This window comes from Pseudomonas sp. GM48 (genome assembly GCF_000282335.1).
Lineage (GTDB): Bacteria > Pseudomonadota > Gammaproteobacteria > Pseudomonadales > Pseudomonadaceae > Aquipseudomonas.
The window spans coordinates 1-15400 of the sequence record NZ_AKJM01000150.1 but is presented as its reverse complement, the minus strand read 5'-3'; the positions used below and the strand labels follow the sequence as shown (position 1 = coordinate 15400).

Below are 15400 nucleotides of genomic sequence, written 5' to 3'. Positions count from 1 at the left end.
CCGCTCCCACAGGTTCAGCGGTTGAACGCAAAATCTGCGAACTACCCAAATCATTGTGGGAGCGGTGGTGCACTCAGTAAAGCGTCAGGCCCATTCTTTACGCAGTTGACGCGCAGCGTTGACCATGTGCACCAGTGCCGCTTCGGTTTCCGGCCAGCCGCGGGTTTTCAGGCCGCAGTCCGGGTTGACCCACAGGCGGTCGGCGGGGATGCGCTTGGCCGCTTTGCGCAGCAGGTTGGCCATTTCCGAGGAGTCCGGCACGCGTGGCGAGTGGATGTCGTACACGCCAGGGCCGATTTCGTTCGGGTAGGCGAAGGCTTCGAACGCGTGCAACAACTCCATGTCCGAGCGCGAGGTTTCGATGGTGATCACGTCGGCATCCATGGCGGCAATGGACTCGATCACGTCGTTGAACTCGCTGTAGCACATGTGGGTGTGGATCTGGGTTTCGTCACGCACACCGGACGCGCACAGGCGGAACACTTCGGTCGCCCAGTCCAGATAGTGCTGCCACTGCGCCTGGCGCAACGGCAAGCCTTCGCGGAACGCAGCTTCGTCGATCTGCACGATCTTGATCCCGGCGGCTTCCAGGTCCACAACCTCATCGCGAATCGCCAGGGCCAGTTGACGGGCCTGCACTTCGCGGCTGACGTCTTCGCGGGGGAACGACCACATCAGCATGGTCACGGGCCCGGTCAGCATGCCCTTCATCACTTTGTCGGTGAGGCCTTGGGCGTAGCGGATCCACTCCACGGTCATGGCTTTCGGGCGGCTCAGGTCGCCGAAGATCACCGCCGGTTTCACGCAACGCGAACCGTAGCTTTGGACCCAGCCGAAACGGGTGAACACATAACCATCGAGTTGCTCGGCGAAGTATTCGACCATGTCGTTACGTTCGGCTTCACCGTGCACCAACACGTCCAGGCCCAGACGCTCCTGAATTTGCACGGCGTGACGAATCTCGCTGTGCATGGCTTCGGTGTATTCGGCTTCGGTCAGCTTGCCTTGTTTGAACGACTGGCGCGCCAGGCGAATCGACGCGGTTTGCGGGAACGAACCGATGGTGGTGGTCGGGAACAGTGGCAGGTTCAGGCCTGCGCGTTGCTTGGCGATACGCTGGGCAAACAGCGAATGACGCTGGCTGTCCTGGGCGGTGATCGCCGCAACACGCGCCTGCACGGCTGGCTTGTGAATGCGAGGCGAAGCAGCACGGCTAGCCTGCACGGCGCGGCTTTGAGTCAGCGCTGCAAGCACCTGCGGCGCTTCCGGCGCGTTGACCGCCTGGGCCAGCACCGCCACTTCCTCGCACTTCTGCACGGCAAACGCCAGCCAGCTTTTCAGTTCGGCATCGAGCTTGTCTTCACGCCCCAGGTCGACCGGGCTGTGCAGTAGCGAGCAGGATGGCGCGACCCACAAGCGATCACCCAGACGCTCGTGAGCGTGTTGCAGGGTGGCCAAGGTATTTTCCAGGTCGCAGCGCCAGACGTTACGGCCGTTGACCACACCCAGCGACAGCACTTTGTAGGCAGGCAGGCGATCGAGGATGGTCGGGAACTGCTCAGGTGCGCGGACCAGGTCGATGTGCAGGCCGTCCACCGGCAGATTGGCGGCCAGGCCCAGATTCTCTTCCAGACCGCCGAAGTAAGTGGCGACCAGCTTCTTCAGCGGATCGCGCTGAATCAGGTTGTAGGCACGCTCAAAGGCGTTTTTCCATTCTTGCGGCAGGTCGAGCACCAGGATCGGCTCGTCGATTTGCACCCACTCAACGCCCTGTGCCGCGAGGCGCTGGAAGATCTGGCCGTACAGCGGCAGCAGGCGATCCAGCAGCTCCAGCTTGTCGAATCCGGCACCCTTGGCCTTGCCCAGCCACAGGTACGTCAGCGGGCCAATGATGACGGGCTTGACGTTGTGACCCAACGCGCGGGCTTCTTCGACTTCTTCGAACAGTTGATCCCAGCCGAGCTGGAACTGCTGATCGGCGCTGAACTCAGGGACGAGGTAGTGATAGTTGGTGTCGAACCACTTGGTCATTTCCTGGGCGTGCGCGCCACCGCAGCAACTGTCGCTCACACCGCGAGCCATGCCGAACAGAGTTTGCAGGCTGGCCTTGCCGTCGTGCGGGCGGAAACGCTCAGGGATCACACCGAACATCAACGAGTGGGTCAGGACCTGGTCGTACCAGGCAAAGTCGCCGACCGGCAGTAATTCGATGCCGGCCTTTTTCTGCAAGTCCCAGTGGGTCTTGCGCAGGTCACGGCCAACGGCGCGCAGACCGGCTTCGTCGAGCTCGCCCTTCCAGAACGCCTCTTGGGCTTTTTTCAGTTCGCGGTCGCGGCCAATGCGCGGAAATCCAAGGGAATGGGCAACAGCCATGTCAAATAACTCCAATGCGTTTGATGGGAGCCATTGTCGACAGTTGCCCACGAGTGAGACAAACTCATTTTAATATTGATGATCACAAATTATTCTCATGATCGAAGATGCTGCGCAACCGGCGCTGGATGGACACCTGGCTCAACGCGCCCGCCCCGATGCTCAACCCGTACCTGAAAAAACCACTGGCGTGACCGAACCGTGGCGTGTGCGTAAGCCGGGCGTCGATGGCATCATCACTCGCTACGAAAGTTTCGATACCCGCCCCCTCTGATCGGCTAAGGAATAGTCCCGATGCGTATCAAAACACTGCTGGCCTGTGCCACGGCGTTCTACCCAGACATCAACGCGCAGACCGCCGGGATCACCCCATGACGGCCATTTTTCGGCCGCGTCCGACGTTGATCTTTTTGCTGCTGTTGCTGGTGCTGGTGTTCTGGCTGTCCCTGGCCCTCGGGCCGCTCAGCCTGCCACTGGGCGATACGTTGCTGGCCGGGATGCGCCTTTTGGGGTTGCCACTTGACGGTGGCGACACGCAACAGGCGGAGCTGATCCTCGGTCAAATCCGCCTGCCGCGCAGCTTGCTCGGTATCGCCGTCGGTTCGGTATTGGCTTTGTCCGGCGTGGCGATGCAGGGGTTGTTCCGCAACCCCTTGGCGGATCCGGGTCTGGTAGGCGTCTCGGGTGGAGCGGCACTCGGTGCCGCCATTGCCATCGTCGGCGGCAGTCTGTTCGGCGGCTTACCGCCTGCAATCGAACCCTACCTGCTGTCGATCAGCGCCTTCGCCGGCGGCCTGATCGTGACGGCAGTGGTGTATCGCTTCGGTCGCCGCGACGGGCAAACCGACGTCGCCACCCTGCTCCTGGCAGGCGTGGCGATGACGGCCATGGCCGGTGCCGGGGTCGGACTGTTCACCTACCTGGCCGACGACGCGGCCTTGCGCACCCTGACGTTCTGGAACCTGGGCAGCCTCAACGGTGCCGGTTATCCACGTTTATGGCCGTTGCTGATCGTCACCGTGGGCGTGGCGTTGTGGTTGCCACGTCGGGCGGCGGCGCTCAATGCGATGTTGCTGGGTGAATCGGAGGCCCGTCACCTGGGCTTCGACGTCGAACGAATAAAGCTTGAGCTCGTATTGTGCACGGCTCTGGGCGTCGGCACGGCGGTCGCGGCGGCCGGCCTGATCGGTTTTATCGGTCTGGTGGTGCCGCATCTGATGCGCCTGCTGGTCGGCCCGGATCACCGGGTGTTGCTGCCAGCATCGTTACTGGCCGGTGCCAGCCTGCTGTTGCTGGCGGATCTGGCGGCGCGCTTGCTATTGGCCCCGGCCGAATTGCCTATCGGTATCGTGACGGCACTGATCGGGGCTCCGTTTTTTCTCTATCTGCTGGTACGAGGGCGTTCCTGATGCTGCGGGCAAACAACTTGCTGGTCCGCCGTGGCAACCGCACGGTACTGGCGAACATCGATATCGAGTTGCGCCCGGGCGAGGTGCTGGGTGTGCTGGGGCCGAACGGTGCCGGCAAAAGTACCCTGCTCGCTGCTTTGTGCGGCGACCTGGCGACCCGCGAAGGCACGGTCAGCCTCGACGAACGTCAACTCGCCGACTGGCCGGGACAGGAGCGGGCCAAACGCCTGGCCGTGCTGCCGCAGAGTTCGTCCTTGAACTTTGCCTTTTCCGTCAATGAAGTTGTCGGCATGGGGCGCTTGCCTCACGCCAGCGGTCGGGTGCGCGATGCCGAGATCGTCATCGAGGCGCTGCGCTGCGCCGACGCCCTGCACCTGGCCGGACGCAGTTATCTGGCCCTGTCCGGTGGCGAACGCCAGCGCGTGCATCTGGCGCGGGTACTCGCTCAACTCTGGCCGGGTGCCGAAGGGCAAACCCTGCTGCTCGATGAACCAACGTCAATGCTCGATCCGCTGCACCAGCACACCATTTTGCAAGCCGTGCGCGACTTCGCCGAGCGTGGGACGGCGGTGCTGGTGATCCTGCACGACCTCAACCTCGCCGCACGTTACTGCGATCAACTACTGTTGTTGCAACAAGGCCTGCCCCACGCCTACGGCCCGCCGGCAGAGGTGCTGACCGCCGAGGCAATGGCGGCGGTGTACGGGCTGGAAGTGCTGATTCACCAGCACCCGGAACGCGGCCACCCGTTGATCATCGCGCGCTGATACCGCTCCCCTCTTTCAATGATCGAGGGGACTACTGCCTTACAGGGAAACCCAATGCGCTTTCTGTTGCTCTGTGCATTCAGTCTGTTGGCCGCCTGCCAAACCACCCATCACGTCACGCCGCCCCCAGCGCCAATCGCCCCGCAAGGCCGCGATCACACTGACCTAGGGGTTATCCGTGAACTCGCTACCGGGCGCACGTTAACGCCGCAAGAACTGGTCGAACGCCTGGCCGTTGCGCCGCGTGTGTTGGTCGGTGAACAGCACGACAACCCGGATCACCATGCCGTGCAATTGTGGCTGCTGCGCGAACTGGCGGCACAACGCTCCCAAGGCAGCCTGCTGATGGAAATGCTCAATCCCGATCAACAGGCCAAAGTCGATGCCGCGCAAGCCGCGACCCGCGCTGGCCAGCCACCGGCGGATGCGCTCAAGGCGCTGGCCTGGCAGGCCAATTGGGACTGGAGCGTCTATGGTGCCCTCGTCACCTACGCCTTGCGTCAACCGTATCCGCTGCTGGCGGCGAACCTGGACCGTGCGCAGATCCTGCAAATCTACCAACAGCGCCCGGTTTTGAAAGGCGAAGCGTCCACCACCGAACAGGTGCAGGCGACCTTGCTGGAGGACATTCGCGAGTCCCATTGCGGCCTGCTGCCCGAAGCGCAGATGCCGGCAATGCTCGCGGTACAGCAGCAACGCGACCGGCACATGGCGGAACGCCTGATGGCCGCGCCGACGCCTGCATTGTTGCTGGCCGGTGCCTTTCACGTGCGCAAGGATCTGGGCGTGCCACTGCACCTGAAGGACCTGGGTGCGGGTGAAGGGAATGCTGTGCTGATCCTGGCCGAAGTGGACAAGACCGTGACCGCCGACAGCGCGGATTACGTGTGGTACACGGCCGCGCAGCCGGAACAGGATTTTTGCGCGCAGCTGCGTCGTTAAGCTTAAGCGAAACATTGTGGCGAGGGAGCTTGCCTGTGGCGAGGGAGCTTGCTCCCGCTGGACTGCGCAGCAGTCCCCTGCTCTTAAGGGGTAAGGGAGGGTCGCTTCGCAACCCAGCGGGAGCAAGCTCCCTCGCCACAAGAGCACTCTGGCCCTGACGGCGCGACACTATGTCACGCCTTACCTCCGGTCCAATGGTCGTATCCCCCCCTCCAACACCGACACAGTTTGTTAACATCCACCCGGTTTTTTCGTCTGTACAGTCACCACGCTGTCAGTTTCAGCCTGTTCAACAGGATGCTTTTTCAATGAGTACTTTGTACACCCGCCGAACGGTCCTGCAAGGCATGGGCCTGTTGAGTCTTGGCCTGCTCGCCGGTTGCGATGACAGCAGCAAGCTGTCGTTCAAGTACGGCAAAGACCTCAGCGACAAGATCATGGGGCGCAACTTCAAGCTCAAGGACGCTCAGGGCGAAACCAGGATGCTGGGCAGCTATCGCGGCCTGATGCCGATGGTGTTCTTCGGTTTCACCCAGTGCCCGGCCGTGTGCCCGACCACCCTGGCGCGTGCCGCACAGGCCAAGAAGCTGATGGGTCGCGATGGCGAAAGGCTGCAAGTGGTCTTCATCACCCTGGACCCTGAGCGCGACACACCCGAGATGCTCGACAAGTACGTCAAGGCATTCGACCCGAGTTTCGAAGCGCTGTACGGCACGCTGGAAGAAACCGCCGCCACCGCCAAGGAGTTCGGCGTGTTCTTTGAAAAAGTCCCGAGCGGCGATACCTATACCCTCTCCCATACCGCGACCAGTTATGTCTTCGACTCCCGGGGCACTCTGCGCCTGGGACTGTCCGCGTCCCTGACAGCCCAAGAGTGCGCAGAAGACCTGCTCACCGTGATGGAGATTTGCTGAAATGAATGCCCCGCAGGCTAAAACGCGTTTCGCACAACATTGCAAGCAACTGGCGCTGGGCTTGTCCCTGATCGGCCTGGCCTTTCAGGTATCGGCACAAACCCGGGTCGACGACGCCTGGGTCCGCGCCACCGTGGCCGGCCAGCCGTCGAGCGGCGCCTTCATGACCGTCACCGCGAGCAGCGACAGCAAACTGTTGAGCGTGCAAACACCAGTGGCAGGGCTGGTGCAGATTCATGCAATGAGCATGAAAGACGATGTGATGAAAATGCAGCAGGTGGACGCCGTGGCACTGCCGGCCGGAAAAGCGGTGAGCCTGGATCCCAATGGCTACCACATCATGCTCATGAACCTGACGGGCCAGATCAAGGAAGGCGACAAGGTGCCGCTGACCCTGACCGTGGAAGACGCCAAGGGTGAGAAAGAGTCGATTCAGGTTGAAGCCGTTGCCAAGGCGATTGGCACCATGGATCACAGCGCGATGATGCATGATCACAGCAAGATGAATTGATTTCCCCGTCAGTTAAAACACAGAACCTGTGGGAGCGAGCTTGCTCGCGATGAGGCCGGCACATTCGACATCGATGTCGCCTGACACTCCGCCATCGCGAGCAAGCTCGCTCCCACAGTTTTGATCTTCAGTGAATGCGGGTCCCGCGGTCGGCCACAATACCTGTGGGGCGAGCCTGTCAGGTCTTGGCGACAACCCATGTCACTCGCCAAGACCTTTTCACATCAACTCAAACCAGCTTGAGCACGACATTGATGTTGTTGCGCGTGGCTTTCGAGTACGGGCAGTACTGGTGCCCGGTGTCGACGATTTTTTGCGCGGTTTCACGATCCAGTCCTGGCAGGCTGACATTGAGCCGCGCCTGCAACAGGTAGCCGCCTTCATTGGTGCCCAGGTCAACTTCGGCGTCAACGGCCACATCCTTGGGCAACGCCACTTTCATTTCCCTGGCCGCCACTTGCATGGCGCCGATGAAACAGGCTGACCAACCGGCAGAGAACAGTTGCTCGGGGTTAGTACCGCCACCGCCCGCACCTGGCGACGACAGCTTCACATCGAGGATCCCGTCGGAGCTGCGGGAGGCGCCGTCTCGCCCGCCCGTGGTGTGGGTTTTGGCGGTGTACAACACTTTATCGATCTGGTTCATGGTGACCTCCTGATTGAGTTGTAAGAAACCGGTTTTAACACCCCATCCGGTCGCGGGGATGGTCAATCAATATAGACGTCAAAGGCCAATACCGTGGTCGAGCCGACAGACGTCCGCTTTCTCTTTACTTGCGCGCCAACTTGTACCTGACACAGTCCTCATAAAAGCTCTGCCGTACAGCGGTCGGTTTCAATCGCGACGGACTGTCATAAGTTTGTTCTGTAATACCAAGTGCCATCATGCGCATCCAGGATTTGGCGAACTTGTAGACCTGGATTTTTTGGCGGGCGGCATACAGAGAAACGCCCGAAAGCTTGAGTTCCTGCGCCCTTGCAGCGGTACCCGCCCCCCAACTGCACATGTACTGATCATTGCTGGCCAGTTCTTTTGCTTGAGCCGAATGGGCTATACCCGCAACAACTAGCGGAATTAATGCGATCCATGTCTTGCGCATCTTGACCTATTTAACTGGCTGAAAATGAACTAATTTTGCTGAGGATTTTTAAACTTGGGGGCCAGCATCGTGCCTTTTCTGCAAATTAATGCAAAAAAGAAATGGATAACGCCATTTCTTGCGAGTTTTCAATCCTTTGCTATAGCTAAGACTCTCAATCGCCAACTAAGTGAGGCAACGGAATGTCAGTCGCAAAGAAAATGAGTGTGGGGCAACTGACAATGTTGACCGCCGTCAACATGTTGGGGTCAGGTATTGTGCTACTACCAACAAAACTGGCGGAAGTCGGTGCAATTTCGATCCTTTCCTGGTTGGTGACGGCCACCGGCTCACTCGCTCTGGCCTACGCCTTTGCGCGATGCGGGATGCTCAGCCGCAAGACCGGCGGCATGGGCGGTTATGCCGAATACACGTTCGGTAAAGCGGGTAACTACATCACCAACTACACCTACGGTCTGTCGCTGCTGATTGCCAACGTGGCGATCAGTATTACCGCGGTCGGCTATATCCAGGTGTTGTTCGGGATAAAACTCGATTCGCTGCAAGTAGGTCTGGCGACTATTGCTCTGCTGTGGATCACCACCTTCGCCAACTTTGGCGGCGCGCGCATTACCGGCCGTATCGGTGCGGTGACGGTCTGGGGTGTGATTGCGCCAGTGGTGCTGGTATCCACTGTCGGCTGGTTCTGGTTTGACAGCAGCGTTTACGCCGCCGGCTGGAACCCCCACGACAAGGGCTGGTTCGAAGCGGCCGGTGCCTCGGTGGCTATCACCCTGTGGGCCTTCCTCGGTCTGGAATCGGCTTGCGCCAACACCGACGCGGTGGAAAACCCTGAGCGCAACGTACCGATTGCCGTGCTGGGCGGCACCTTGGGTGCGGCGGTGATCTACATCGTCTCCACCAACGTCATCTTCGGTATCGTCGGCAACGAAGAACTGGTCGCGTCCACCGCGCCGTTCGGCCTGGTGTTCGCCAAGATGTTCACCCCGATGGTCGGTGACATCGTGATGGCGGCCATGGTGCTCGCCTGCATCGGTTCGTTGCTGGGTTGGCAGTTCACCATCGCCCAGGTGTACAAAAGCTCGGCCGACACGGGTTACTTCCTGTCGATCTTCGCCAAGGCCAACAAGGCGGGAACGCCGATTGTCGGCATGCTGGTACTGCTCGCCGCACAGACCGCACTGGCCCTGCTCACCATCAGCCCCGACTTGAGCAAGCAGTTCGATACCCTGGTCAACCTCGCGGTGGTCACCAACCTGGTGCCTTACATCCTGTCCATGGCCGCGCTGATGACCATGCAGAAAGTCTCCAACGTACCGGAAGGCAAGGCACTGGTGACCAACGTCATTGCCCTGATCGCGGCGGCCTACAGCTACCTGGCGCTGTACAGCTCCGGTGAGCAGGCCCTGATGCTGGGCGGCGTGGCCACGATCGTTGGTTACACCCTGTTCGGGTTCGTCAACAACCGCCTGATCCGCCTCGAAGCACTCAACAACAGCGTACCGACGCAAACCGTCAGCGCGCAGCACCTCACTGCCGAACCAGTGCCGGTGAATAATCTGAATACAGCCACTCTGGAGGTTCAAGCATGACGGACTATAAACACTCGCTGGGTATGCTGGCGCTGCTGGTCAGCAGTCCACCGGACAAACGAACGGTGTTTGGCCGCGCCCTGGATCATCTGGTCCACGATGTAGAGGGACGTGGCGTCAGTGTTCTGGCCTCGGAAAGCCTCACCGATGCCGCATCGATCCTGCGTTCGGACCCTGCCGTTCAGTGCGTGCTCATCCGCTGGGAAATGGACACCAGCGAAGGCCACGCCGACTGCATCAAACTGCTGGTCAAACTGCGCGAGCGCAACACCCGCGTGCCGGTGTTCCTGATCAGTGACCGTACCACCGCGTCGAGCATTCCATTGCTGGTCATGCAACACGCCGACGACTTCATCTGGCTGCCCGAAGACACCACCGGTTTCCTCAGCGGGCGCATCCTGGCCGCCATCGAACGCTATCGTCAGGCGGCCCTGCCGCCGATGTTCGGCGCGTTGGTGAAATTTGCCCGCACCTATGAATACTCCTGGCACACCCCGGGCCATGCCGGCGGCACCGCTTTTCTCAAGAGCACTGCCGGGCGTGCCTTCTACGAGTTCTTCGGCGAGAACCTGTTGCGTTCCGACCTGTCGATCTCGGTCGGCGAACTGGGCTCCCTGCTCGATCACAGCGGTCCGATCGGCCAGGGCGAACGCTATGCTGCCAAGGTTTTCGGCGCCCACCGCACTTACTACGTGACCAACGGTTCGTCGATGTCCAACCGCGTCATCCTCATGGCCAGCGTCACGCGCAACCAGATCGCCCTGTGCGACCGCAATTGCCACAAGTCCGCCGAGCATGCGATGACCCTGTCCGGGGCGATTCCGACCTACCTGGTGCCGACCCGTAACCGCTACGGCATCATCGGCCCGATCCTGCCGCAGACGCTGAGCGCCGAAGGCGTGAAAGCCGCCATCGCCAGCAACCCGCTGGTCAAGCAAGGCATCGACCCGACACCGGTGCACGCGATTGTCACCAACTCGACCTACGACGGCCTGACCTACAACGTCACCCGCGTCGAAGAGCTGCTGGGCGAAAGCGTCGATCGCCTGCACTTCGACGAAGCCTGGTACGGTTATGCGCGCTTCAACCCGCTGTACAGCGGACGCCATGCCATGCACGGCAACCCGGCCGATCACGACAAGTCCAAGCCGACCGTGTTCGCCACCCAGTCGACCCACAAGTTGCTGGCCGCCCTGTCCCAGGCCTCGATGATCCACGTGCGCGACGGCCGTAACCCGATCGAACATGCACGCTTCAACGAGTCGTACATGATGCACGCCTCGACCTCGCCGAACTACGCGATCATGGCGTCCTGCGACGTCAGCTCGGCAATGATGGAAGCGCCGAGCGGACAGATCCTCACCAGCGAGTCGATTGAAGAAGCGATCAGCTTCCGCCAGGTTCTCTCGCGCATGCACAACGAGATGCTGAGCAAGGACGACTGGTTCTTCACCTGCTGGCAGCCGCCGACCGTACAGGTTGGCGCCGCGACCGTGCCGTTCCATGAGGTCGATCCGGTTACGCTTAAAACCGACCCGAACTGCTGGGTCCTGCACCCGAACGCGGTATGGCACGGCTTCGGCGACATCGAAGATGGCTACTGCATGCTCGACCCGATCAAGGTCTCGGTACTCAGCCCGGGCATGGGCGACGACGGCAACCTGCTCGCCTCCGGTATCCCGGCCTGCGTGATCACGGCGTACCTGGGCCGTCAGGGTATCGTGGTCGAGAAAACCACCGACTTCACCATCCTGTTCCTGTTCTCGATCGGCATCACCAAAGGCAAATGGGGCACGTTGCTCAACGCGCTGCTCGACTTCAAGCGCGACTACGACGACAACGCCGAGCTCGAGCTGTGCCTGCCCGACCTGTACAACGCCAACCAGCAACGCTATGCCGGCATGGGCCTCAAGGACCTGGCCAACGAAATCTTCGCCGCCATGAAGAAACACAAAACCACCGCCAACATGTCCATGGCCTTCGGCACCCTGCCAAAAGCCGAGTTCAGCCCGGTGGAGGCCTACGAAAAACTGGTGCGCAACGACATCGAACTGGTCACCCTCGAGCAAGCCGCCGGGCGTCTCGCCGCCACCGGTATCGTGCCGTATCCACCAGGCATCCCGTTGCTCATGCCAGGTGAGAACGCGGGTCCGTCGGACGGTCCGTTGCTGGCGTATCTCAAGGCGCTGGAAGCCTTCGACAAATCCTTCCCCGGCTTCACCCATGACACCCACGGGATCGAAGTCGAGGACGGCGTTTATCGGATGCTGGTCTTGAAATAAGTCAAGCAGGCTCACCGCCCCCCCTGTGGGAGCGGGCTTGCTCGCGAAGGCGTAGTGTCAGTCGACGCAATTGTCGAATGACACTACGCCTTCGCGAGCAAGCCCGCTCCCACATATTTAGATCGCCTTCACGCCAAAATCCCTATGGGCAAACTCAATCACAGCGCTCTATGATTGATCCCCATGACCACCACCGCTCCGATTCGCCAACCCTGCCCGCCCGGTGCCTGCGACTGCGGGCGTGACCCGTTGCTGGAAACACCGGGGGCGGACCTGCGCATTCTGTTTCTGACCCGCAACGAAGAAAAACGCCTGATCGAACGCCTGGAAAACCTGCAGAGCCTGAGCGACCTGGAGCATGTGCAACGGCGCATGTTCGAGCAGTTGGGCATTCGCGTGGACATCGCTCCCGGTTTCAATGAGGTGCGCACCATGCGCGGCATCGGCATCCAGATCGGTGAACTGCCGGGGCTGTGCCGCAAGACCCGCGCCAACATCCCAGCCGCCATTCGCCGGGCCATGGAAAAGCAACCGGAGATTGCCTACGCGCTGCTCAATGCCAACGACCTGTTGCGTGACGCCTGATGAAGCCCATTCTCGATTTCCCCCTCACCGACAAGATTCTCACCTCGTTCGCACTGGCCATCGGTGCCGATCTGCAGGGCTACCGCAATCACATTTATCGGGTACTGAATTTCCATACCGCCCTCAACAGTGCCGAAGGCCTGCCCTCTGAGGCCGTGCAAATCGCGGCGGCGTTTCATGACCTGGGCATCTGGACCGATGACACCCTTGACTACCTGCCCCCGTCCATTGCCCTGGCCACTGAGTACCTGGACAACCAGCAACGACCGGAACTGAAGGATGAAGTCAGCGCGTTGATACTTGAACATCACAAGCTGCGCCGCTATCGCGGCGCCTACGCCAACAGCGTCGAACCCTTCCGCCAGGCCGATCTGGTGGATGTGTCCCTGGGCCTGGTCCGTTTCGGCTTGCCCCGCCCCTTCATCAAAACCGTACAGTCGGCCTTTCCCGACCATGGTTTTCACTCGATGCTGATGAAGCTTTCGGCAAAGCAATTCATCCGCTCGCCGCTGCGGCCGCTGCCCATGTTTCGCTGGTGAAACAGGCGCCTGTTACCCCCTAGAAAATGCACCGGAACAGGATCAGCGGTCGTACATGAATCGCGGGGCACTGCTATGCCTTCCTTGGGAGATTTTGCCGCAAGCCAGCCAGGAAGGAGCTGGAAACCCAAGCGTGGCCAGGGCCCCGGCGCCAGCCAGGTACGCGCAGACAACAGGTGCCAGTGCGCAACAGGAGGTGGCCGATGTTATTCATCGTCAGTTGGACAATCAGCCCTGACAACCGTGATGCCGCAATCGCACGTTTTCTCAAGACCGGTGGCGCGCCGCCCGCAGGCGTCACCATGCACGGACGCTGGCATGCCGTAGGGAGTTCGGCCGGCTTCGGCATTGCCGAGGCGAATGATTTGGTGCCGATTCAAAAGTGGGTGCTGGAATGGAACGACCTGATGAGCATGGACGTGCACGCCGCATTGACCGATGAGCAAATTGCACCATTGCTGGCCGCCACTGCTACCCGGTAATGACGATGGGGGCGGCGAGTATCGCTCGCCGCCCGATTCGACCGGCGCATTTACCGGTACGCCATTTCGGTGCAAGTGCCTGAATCGCTGACTTTCTGACTATTCAATACTGGATATTTCGCAATTCAAACCTACGCTCTTCGCGGGGGTTACGAATTTCAACGGCGGCTGGGGGCGCGTCTCTATGTACTAACGCAAGTACGCAGGAGCTCGACATGAACCGGACAACCTTATCCTCGATCTTCGCCATCCCCCTGTTACTACATGCAATGGCATTTCCTGGCCTGACCCTGGCCGCCGACAAAGCCCCCAACATCCTGGTGATCATGGGCGACGATATCGGCTGGTCGAATATCGGCGTCTACAACCAGGGCATGATGGCCGGCAGAACGCCCAATCTCGACCAACTCGCGAATGAAGGCATGCGTTTTACCGACTACTACGCCGAAGCCAGTTGCACCGCCGGGCGCGCCAACTTCATCACCGGCGAACTGCCGATTCGTACTGGCATGACCACCGTCGGCCAGGCCGGCTCGCCCGTGGGTATACCTGCCGAAGCCGTCACCATCGCGACTGCCCTCAAGGCCATGGGGTATGCCACCGGCCAGTTCGGCAAGAACCACTTGGGCGACCTGAATCAGTTCCTGCCCACCGTCCACGGTTTCGACGAATTCTTCGGCTACCTCTATCACCTCGACGCCATGGAAGACCCGGCGCACCCCAATTATCCGAAGGAACTGCTGGAAAGCGTCGGCCCACGCAACATGGTCCACAGCTGGGCCACCACCACCGATGACGCCACCGTGATGCCGCGCTGGGGCAAGGTCGGCAAGCAGAAAATCGAAGATGCCGGCACGCTCTATCCGGACCGGATGAAAACCGTCGACGACGAGATTCGCGACAAGGCCTTTTCGTTCATCGACAAGGCCAAACAGGACAACAAGCCGTTCTTCGTCTGGCTCAACCCGACCCGCATGCACATCGTCACGCACCTGTCCGACAAGTACCAGGCCATGCGCAACTCGGAGAATGGCTGGTCGGAACAGGAAGCCGGCATGGCGCAGCTCGATGACATCGTCGGCGATGTCCTGGCGAAGCTGAAAAAAGACGGCATGGACGACAACACCATCGTGATTTTCACCACCGACAACGGCGCGGAAAACTTCACTTGGCCCGATGGCGGCACGACGCCGTTCGCCATGGGCAAAGGCACGGTCATGGAAGGCGGTTTCCGGGCGCCGGCGATCATTCGCTGGCCGGGCAAAGTACCGGCCAACCAGGTCGCCAACGGCATCATGTCCGGCATGGACTGGTTCCCGACCCTGGTCGCGGCGGCGGGCAACCCGAACATCAAGGCAGAGCTGCTCAAAGGCAAACAATTGGGCGACACCACCTACAAAGTTCACCTGGACGGCTATGATCAAACTCCAATGATCACCGGAAAAGGTCCATCAAACCGGCATGAAATCTTCTACTTTGGAGAGAGTGCCCTGGGTGCAATCCGCATCGATGACTTCAAGTACCGCTTCATCGATCAGCCCGGAGGCTGGCTGGGGGCCAAGGTCACGCTGGACATGCCGATCCTGACTAACCTGCGCCTCGATCCGTTCGAACGCGCTGGATGGCCGGAGAACATGGCGGCCAATGGTTCGCTGGAGTATTTCGAGTGGTTCAAATTCCAGTTCTGGCGTTATGTGTTTGTGCAACAACAAGTGGTCAAACTGGCCGAATCAGCCGTGGAGTTTCCGCCAATGCAGAAAGGTGCGAGCTTCAATCTTGAAGCGGTCAAGGCCAAGATCGAAGCGGCCCGGGCGGCCATGGCCAAGTAAACAGCCGAAACCGTGGGTGGCCGGCACAGGCCCCCCACATTCGAAATGGACATTTGCCGAGGTTGTTACATGCGC

Annotated in this window: 15 protein-coding genes; 12 read left to right on the top strand and 3 right to left on the bottom strand. The window is 60.6% G+C overall.

Annotated elements, in window-relative coordinates:
• Nucleotides 1-84: 84 nt before the first annotated feature.
• Nucleotides 85-2373, bottom strand: coding sequence for a 5-methyltetrahydropteroyltriglutamate--homocysteine S-methyltransferase (metE, locus tag PMI28_RS02850; RefSeq protein ID WP_007991829.1), 2289 nt, complete (start codon nt 2371-2373; stop codon nt 85-87).
• A gap of 97 nt (nt 2374-2470) precedes the next feature.
• Here metE and PMI28_RS30620 point away from each other — a divergent pair, with 97 nt between their 5' ends.
• From PMI28_RS30620 to PMI28_RS02875, 6 genes are all read left to right on the top strand, one after another.
• Nucleotides 2471-2647: a hypothetical protein gene (locus PMI28_RS30620; RefSeq protein ID WP_007991827.1), complete on the top strand. Its 177-nt coding sequence runs from the start codon at nt 2471-2473 to the stop codon at nt 2645-2647.
• Nucleotides 2648-2798: 151 nt separating this feature from the next.
• Nucleotides 2799-3782: a FecCD family ABC transporter permease gene (locus PMI28_RS02855; RefSeq protein ID WP_162130422.1), complete on the top strand. Its 984-nt coding sequence runs from the start codon at nt 2799-2801 to the stop codon at nt 3780-3782.
• Nucleotides 3782-4549, top strand: a complete 768-nt coding sequence (locus PMI28_RS02860; protein WP_007991825.1) for a heme ABC transporter ATP-binding protein — start codon at nt 3782-3784, stop codon at nt 4547-4549. The genes PMI28_RS02855 and PMI28_RS02860 overlap by 1 nt, the downstream gene beginning before the upstream one ends.
• 54 nt (nt 4550-4603) lie before the next feature.
• Entirely contained in the window at nt 4604-5491 is an 888-nt protein-coding gene (locus tag PMI28_RS02865; RefSeq protein ID WP_007991824.1) for a ChaN family lipoprotein, read from the top strand.
• Nucleotides 5492-5799: 308 nt separating this feature from the next.
• Nucleotides 5800-6405: an SCO family protein gene (locus tag PMI28_RS02870; RefSeq protein WP_007991823.1), complete on the top strand. Its 606-nt coding sequence runs from the start codon at nt 5800-5802 to the stop codon at nt 6403-6405.
• Between the two features lies 1 nt (nt 6406).
• Nucleotides 6407-6916 carry a copper chaperone PCu(A)C gene (locus PMI28_RS02875; RefSeq protein WP_007991822.1) on the top strand — a complete coding sequence of 170 codons (510 nt, stop codon included), beginning with the start codon at nt 6407-6409 and terminating at the stop codon, nt 6914-6916.
• Between the two features lie 229 nt (nt 6917-7145).
• Here PMI28_RS02875 and PMI28_RS02880 read toward each other — a convergent pair whose 3' ends face one another.
• On the bottom strand, nt 7146-7562 hold the full coding sequence (locus PMI28_RS02880) for an organic hydroperoxide resistance protein (RefSeq protein ID WP_007991821.1): 417 nt from the start codon (nt 7560-7562) through the stop codon (nt 7146-7148).
• A gap of 124 nt (nt 7563-7686) precedes the next feature.
• Nucleotides 7687-8016, bottom strand: coding sequence for a hypothetical protein (locus tag PMI28_RS02885; protein ID WP_007991820.1), 330 nt, complete (start codon nt 8014-8016; stop codon nt 7687-7689).
• A 182-nt stretch (nt 8017-8198) separates the two neighbouring features.
• On the opposite strand from PMI28_RS02885, the gene potE reads away from it, so the two are divergent.
• The 6 genes from potE to PMI28_RS02915 all read left to right on the top strand — a co-directional run bounded on the left by potE (nt 8199) and on the right by PMI28_RS02915 (nt 15325).
• Nucleotides 8199-9608: a putrescine-ornithine antiporter gene (gene potE, locus PMI28_RS02890; RefSeq protein WP_007991819.1), complete on the top strand. Its 1410-nt coding sequence runs from the start codon at nt 8199-8201 to the stop codon at nt 9606-9608.
• Complete coding sequence (locus tag PMI28_RS02895; RefSeq protein WP_007991818.1) at nt 9605-11890, top strand: Orn/Lys/Arg decarboxylase N-terminal domain-containing protein; 2286 nt, start codon at nt 9605-9607, stop codon at nt 11888-11890. The genes potE and PMI28_RS02895 overlap by 4 nt, the downstream gene beginning before the upstream one ends.
• A gap of 183 nt (nt 11891-12073) precedes the next feature.
• Nucleotides 12074-12475: a hypothetical protein gene (locus tag PMI28_RS02900; protein ID WP_007991817.1), complete on the top strand. Its 402-nt coding sequence runs from the start codon at nt 12074-12076 to the stop codon at nt 12473-12475.
• Nucleotides 12475-13014 carry an HD domain-containing protein gene (locus PMI28_RS02905; RefSeq protein ID WP_007991816.1) on the top strand — a complete coding sequence of 180 codons (540 nt, stop codon included), beginning with the start codon at nt 12475-12477 and terminating at the stop codon, nt 13012-13014. Before PMI28_RS02900 ends, PMI28_RS02905 begins: the two co-directional genes overlap by 1 nt.
• Nucleotides 13015-13217: 203 nt before the next feature.
• Complete coding sequence (locus PMI28_RS02910; RefSeq protein ID WP_007991815.1) at nt 13218-13496, top strand: DUF3303 domain-containing protein; 279 nt, start codon at nt 13218-13220, stop codon at nt 13494-13496.
• Between the two features lie 215 nt (nt 13497-13711).
• Nucleotides 13712-15325: an arylsulfatase gene (locus PMI28_RS02915; protein WP_007991814.1), complete on the top strand. Its 1614-nt coding sequence runs from the start codon at nt 13712-13714 to the stop codon at nt 15323-15325.
• The last annotated feature ends 75 nt before the right edge of the window (nt 15326-15400 follow it).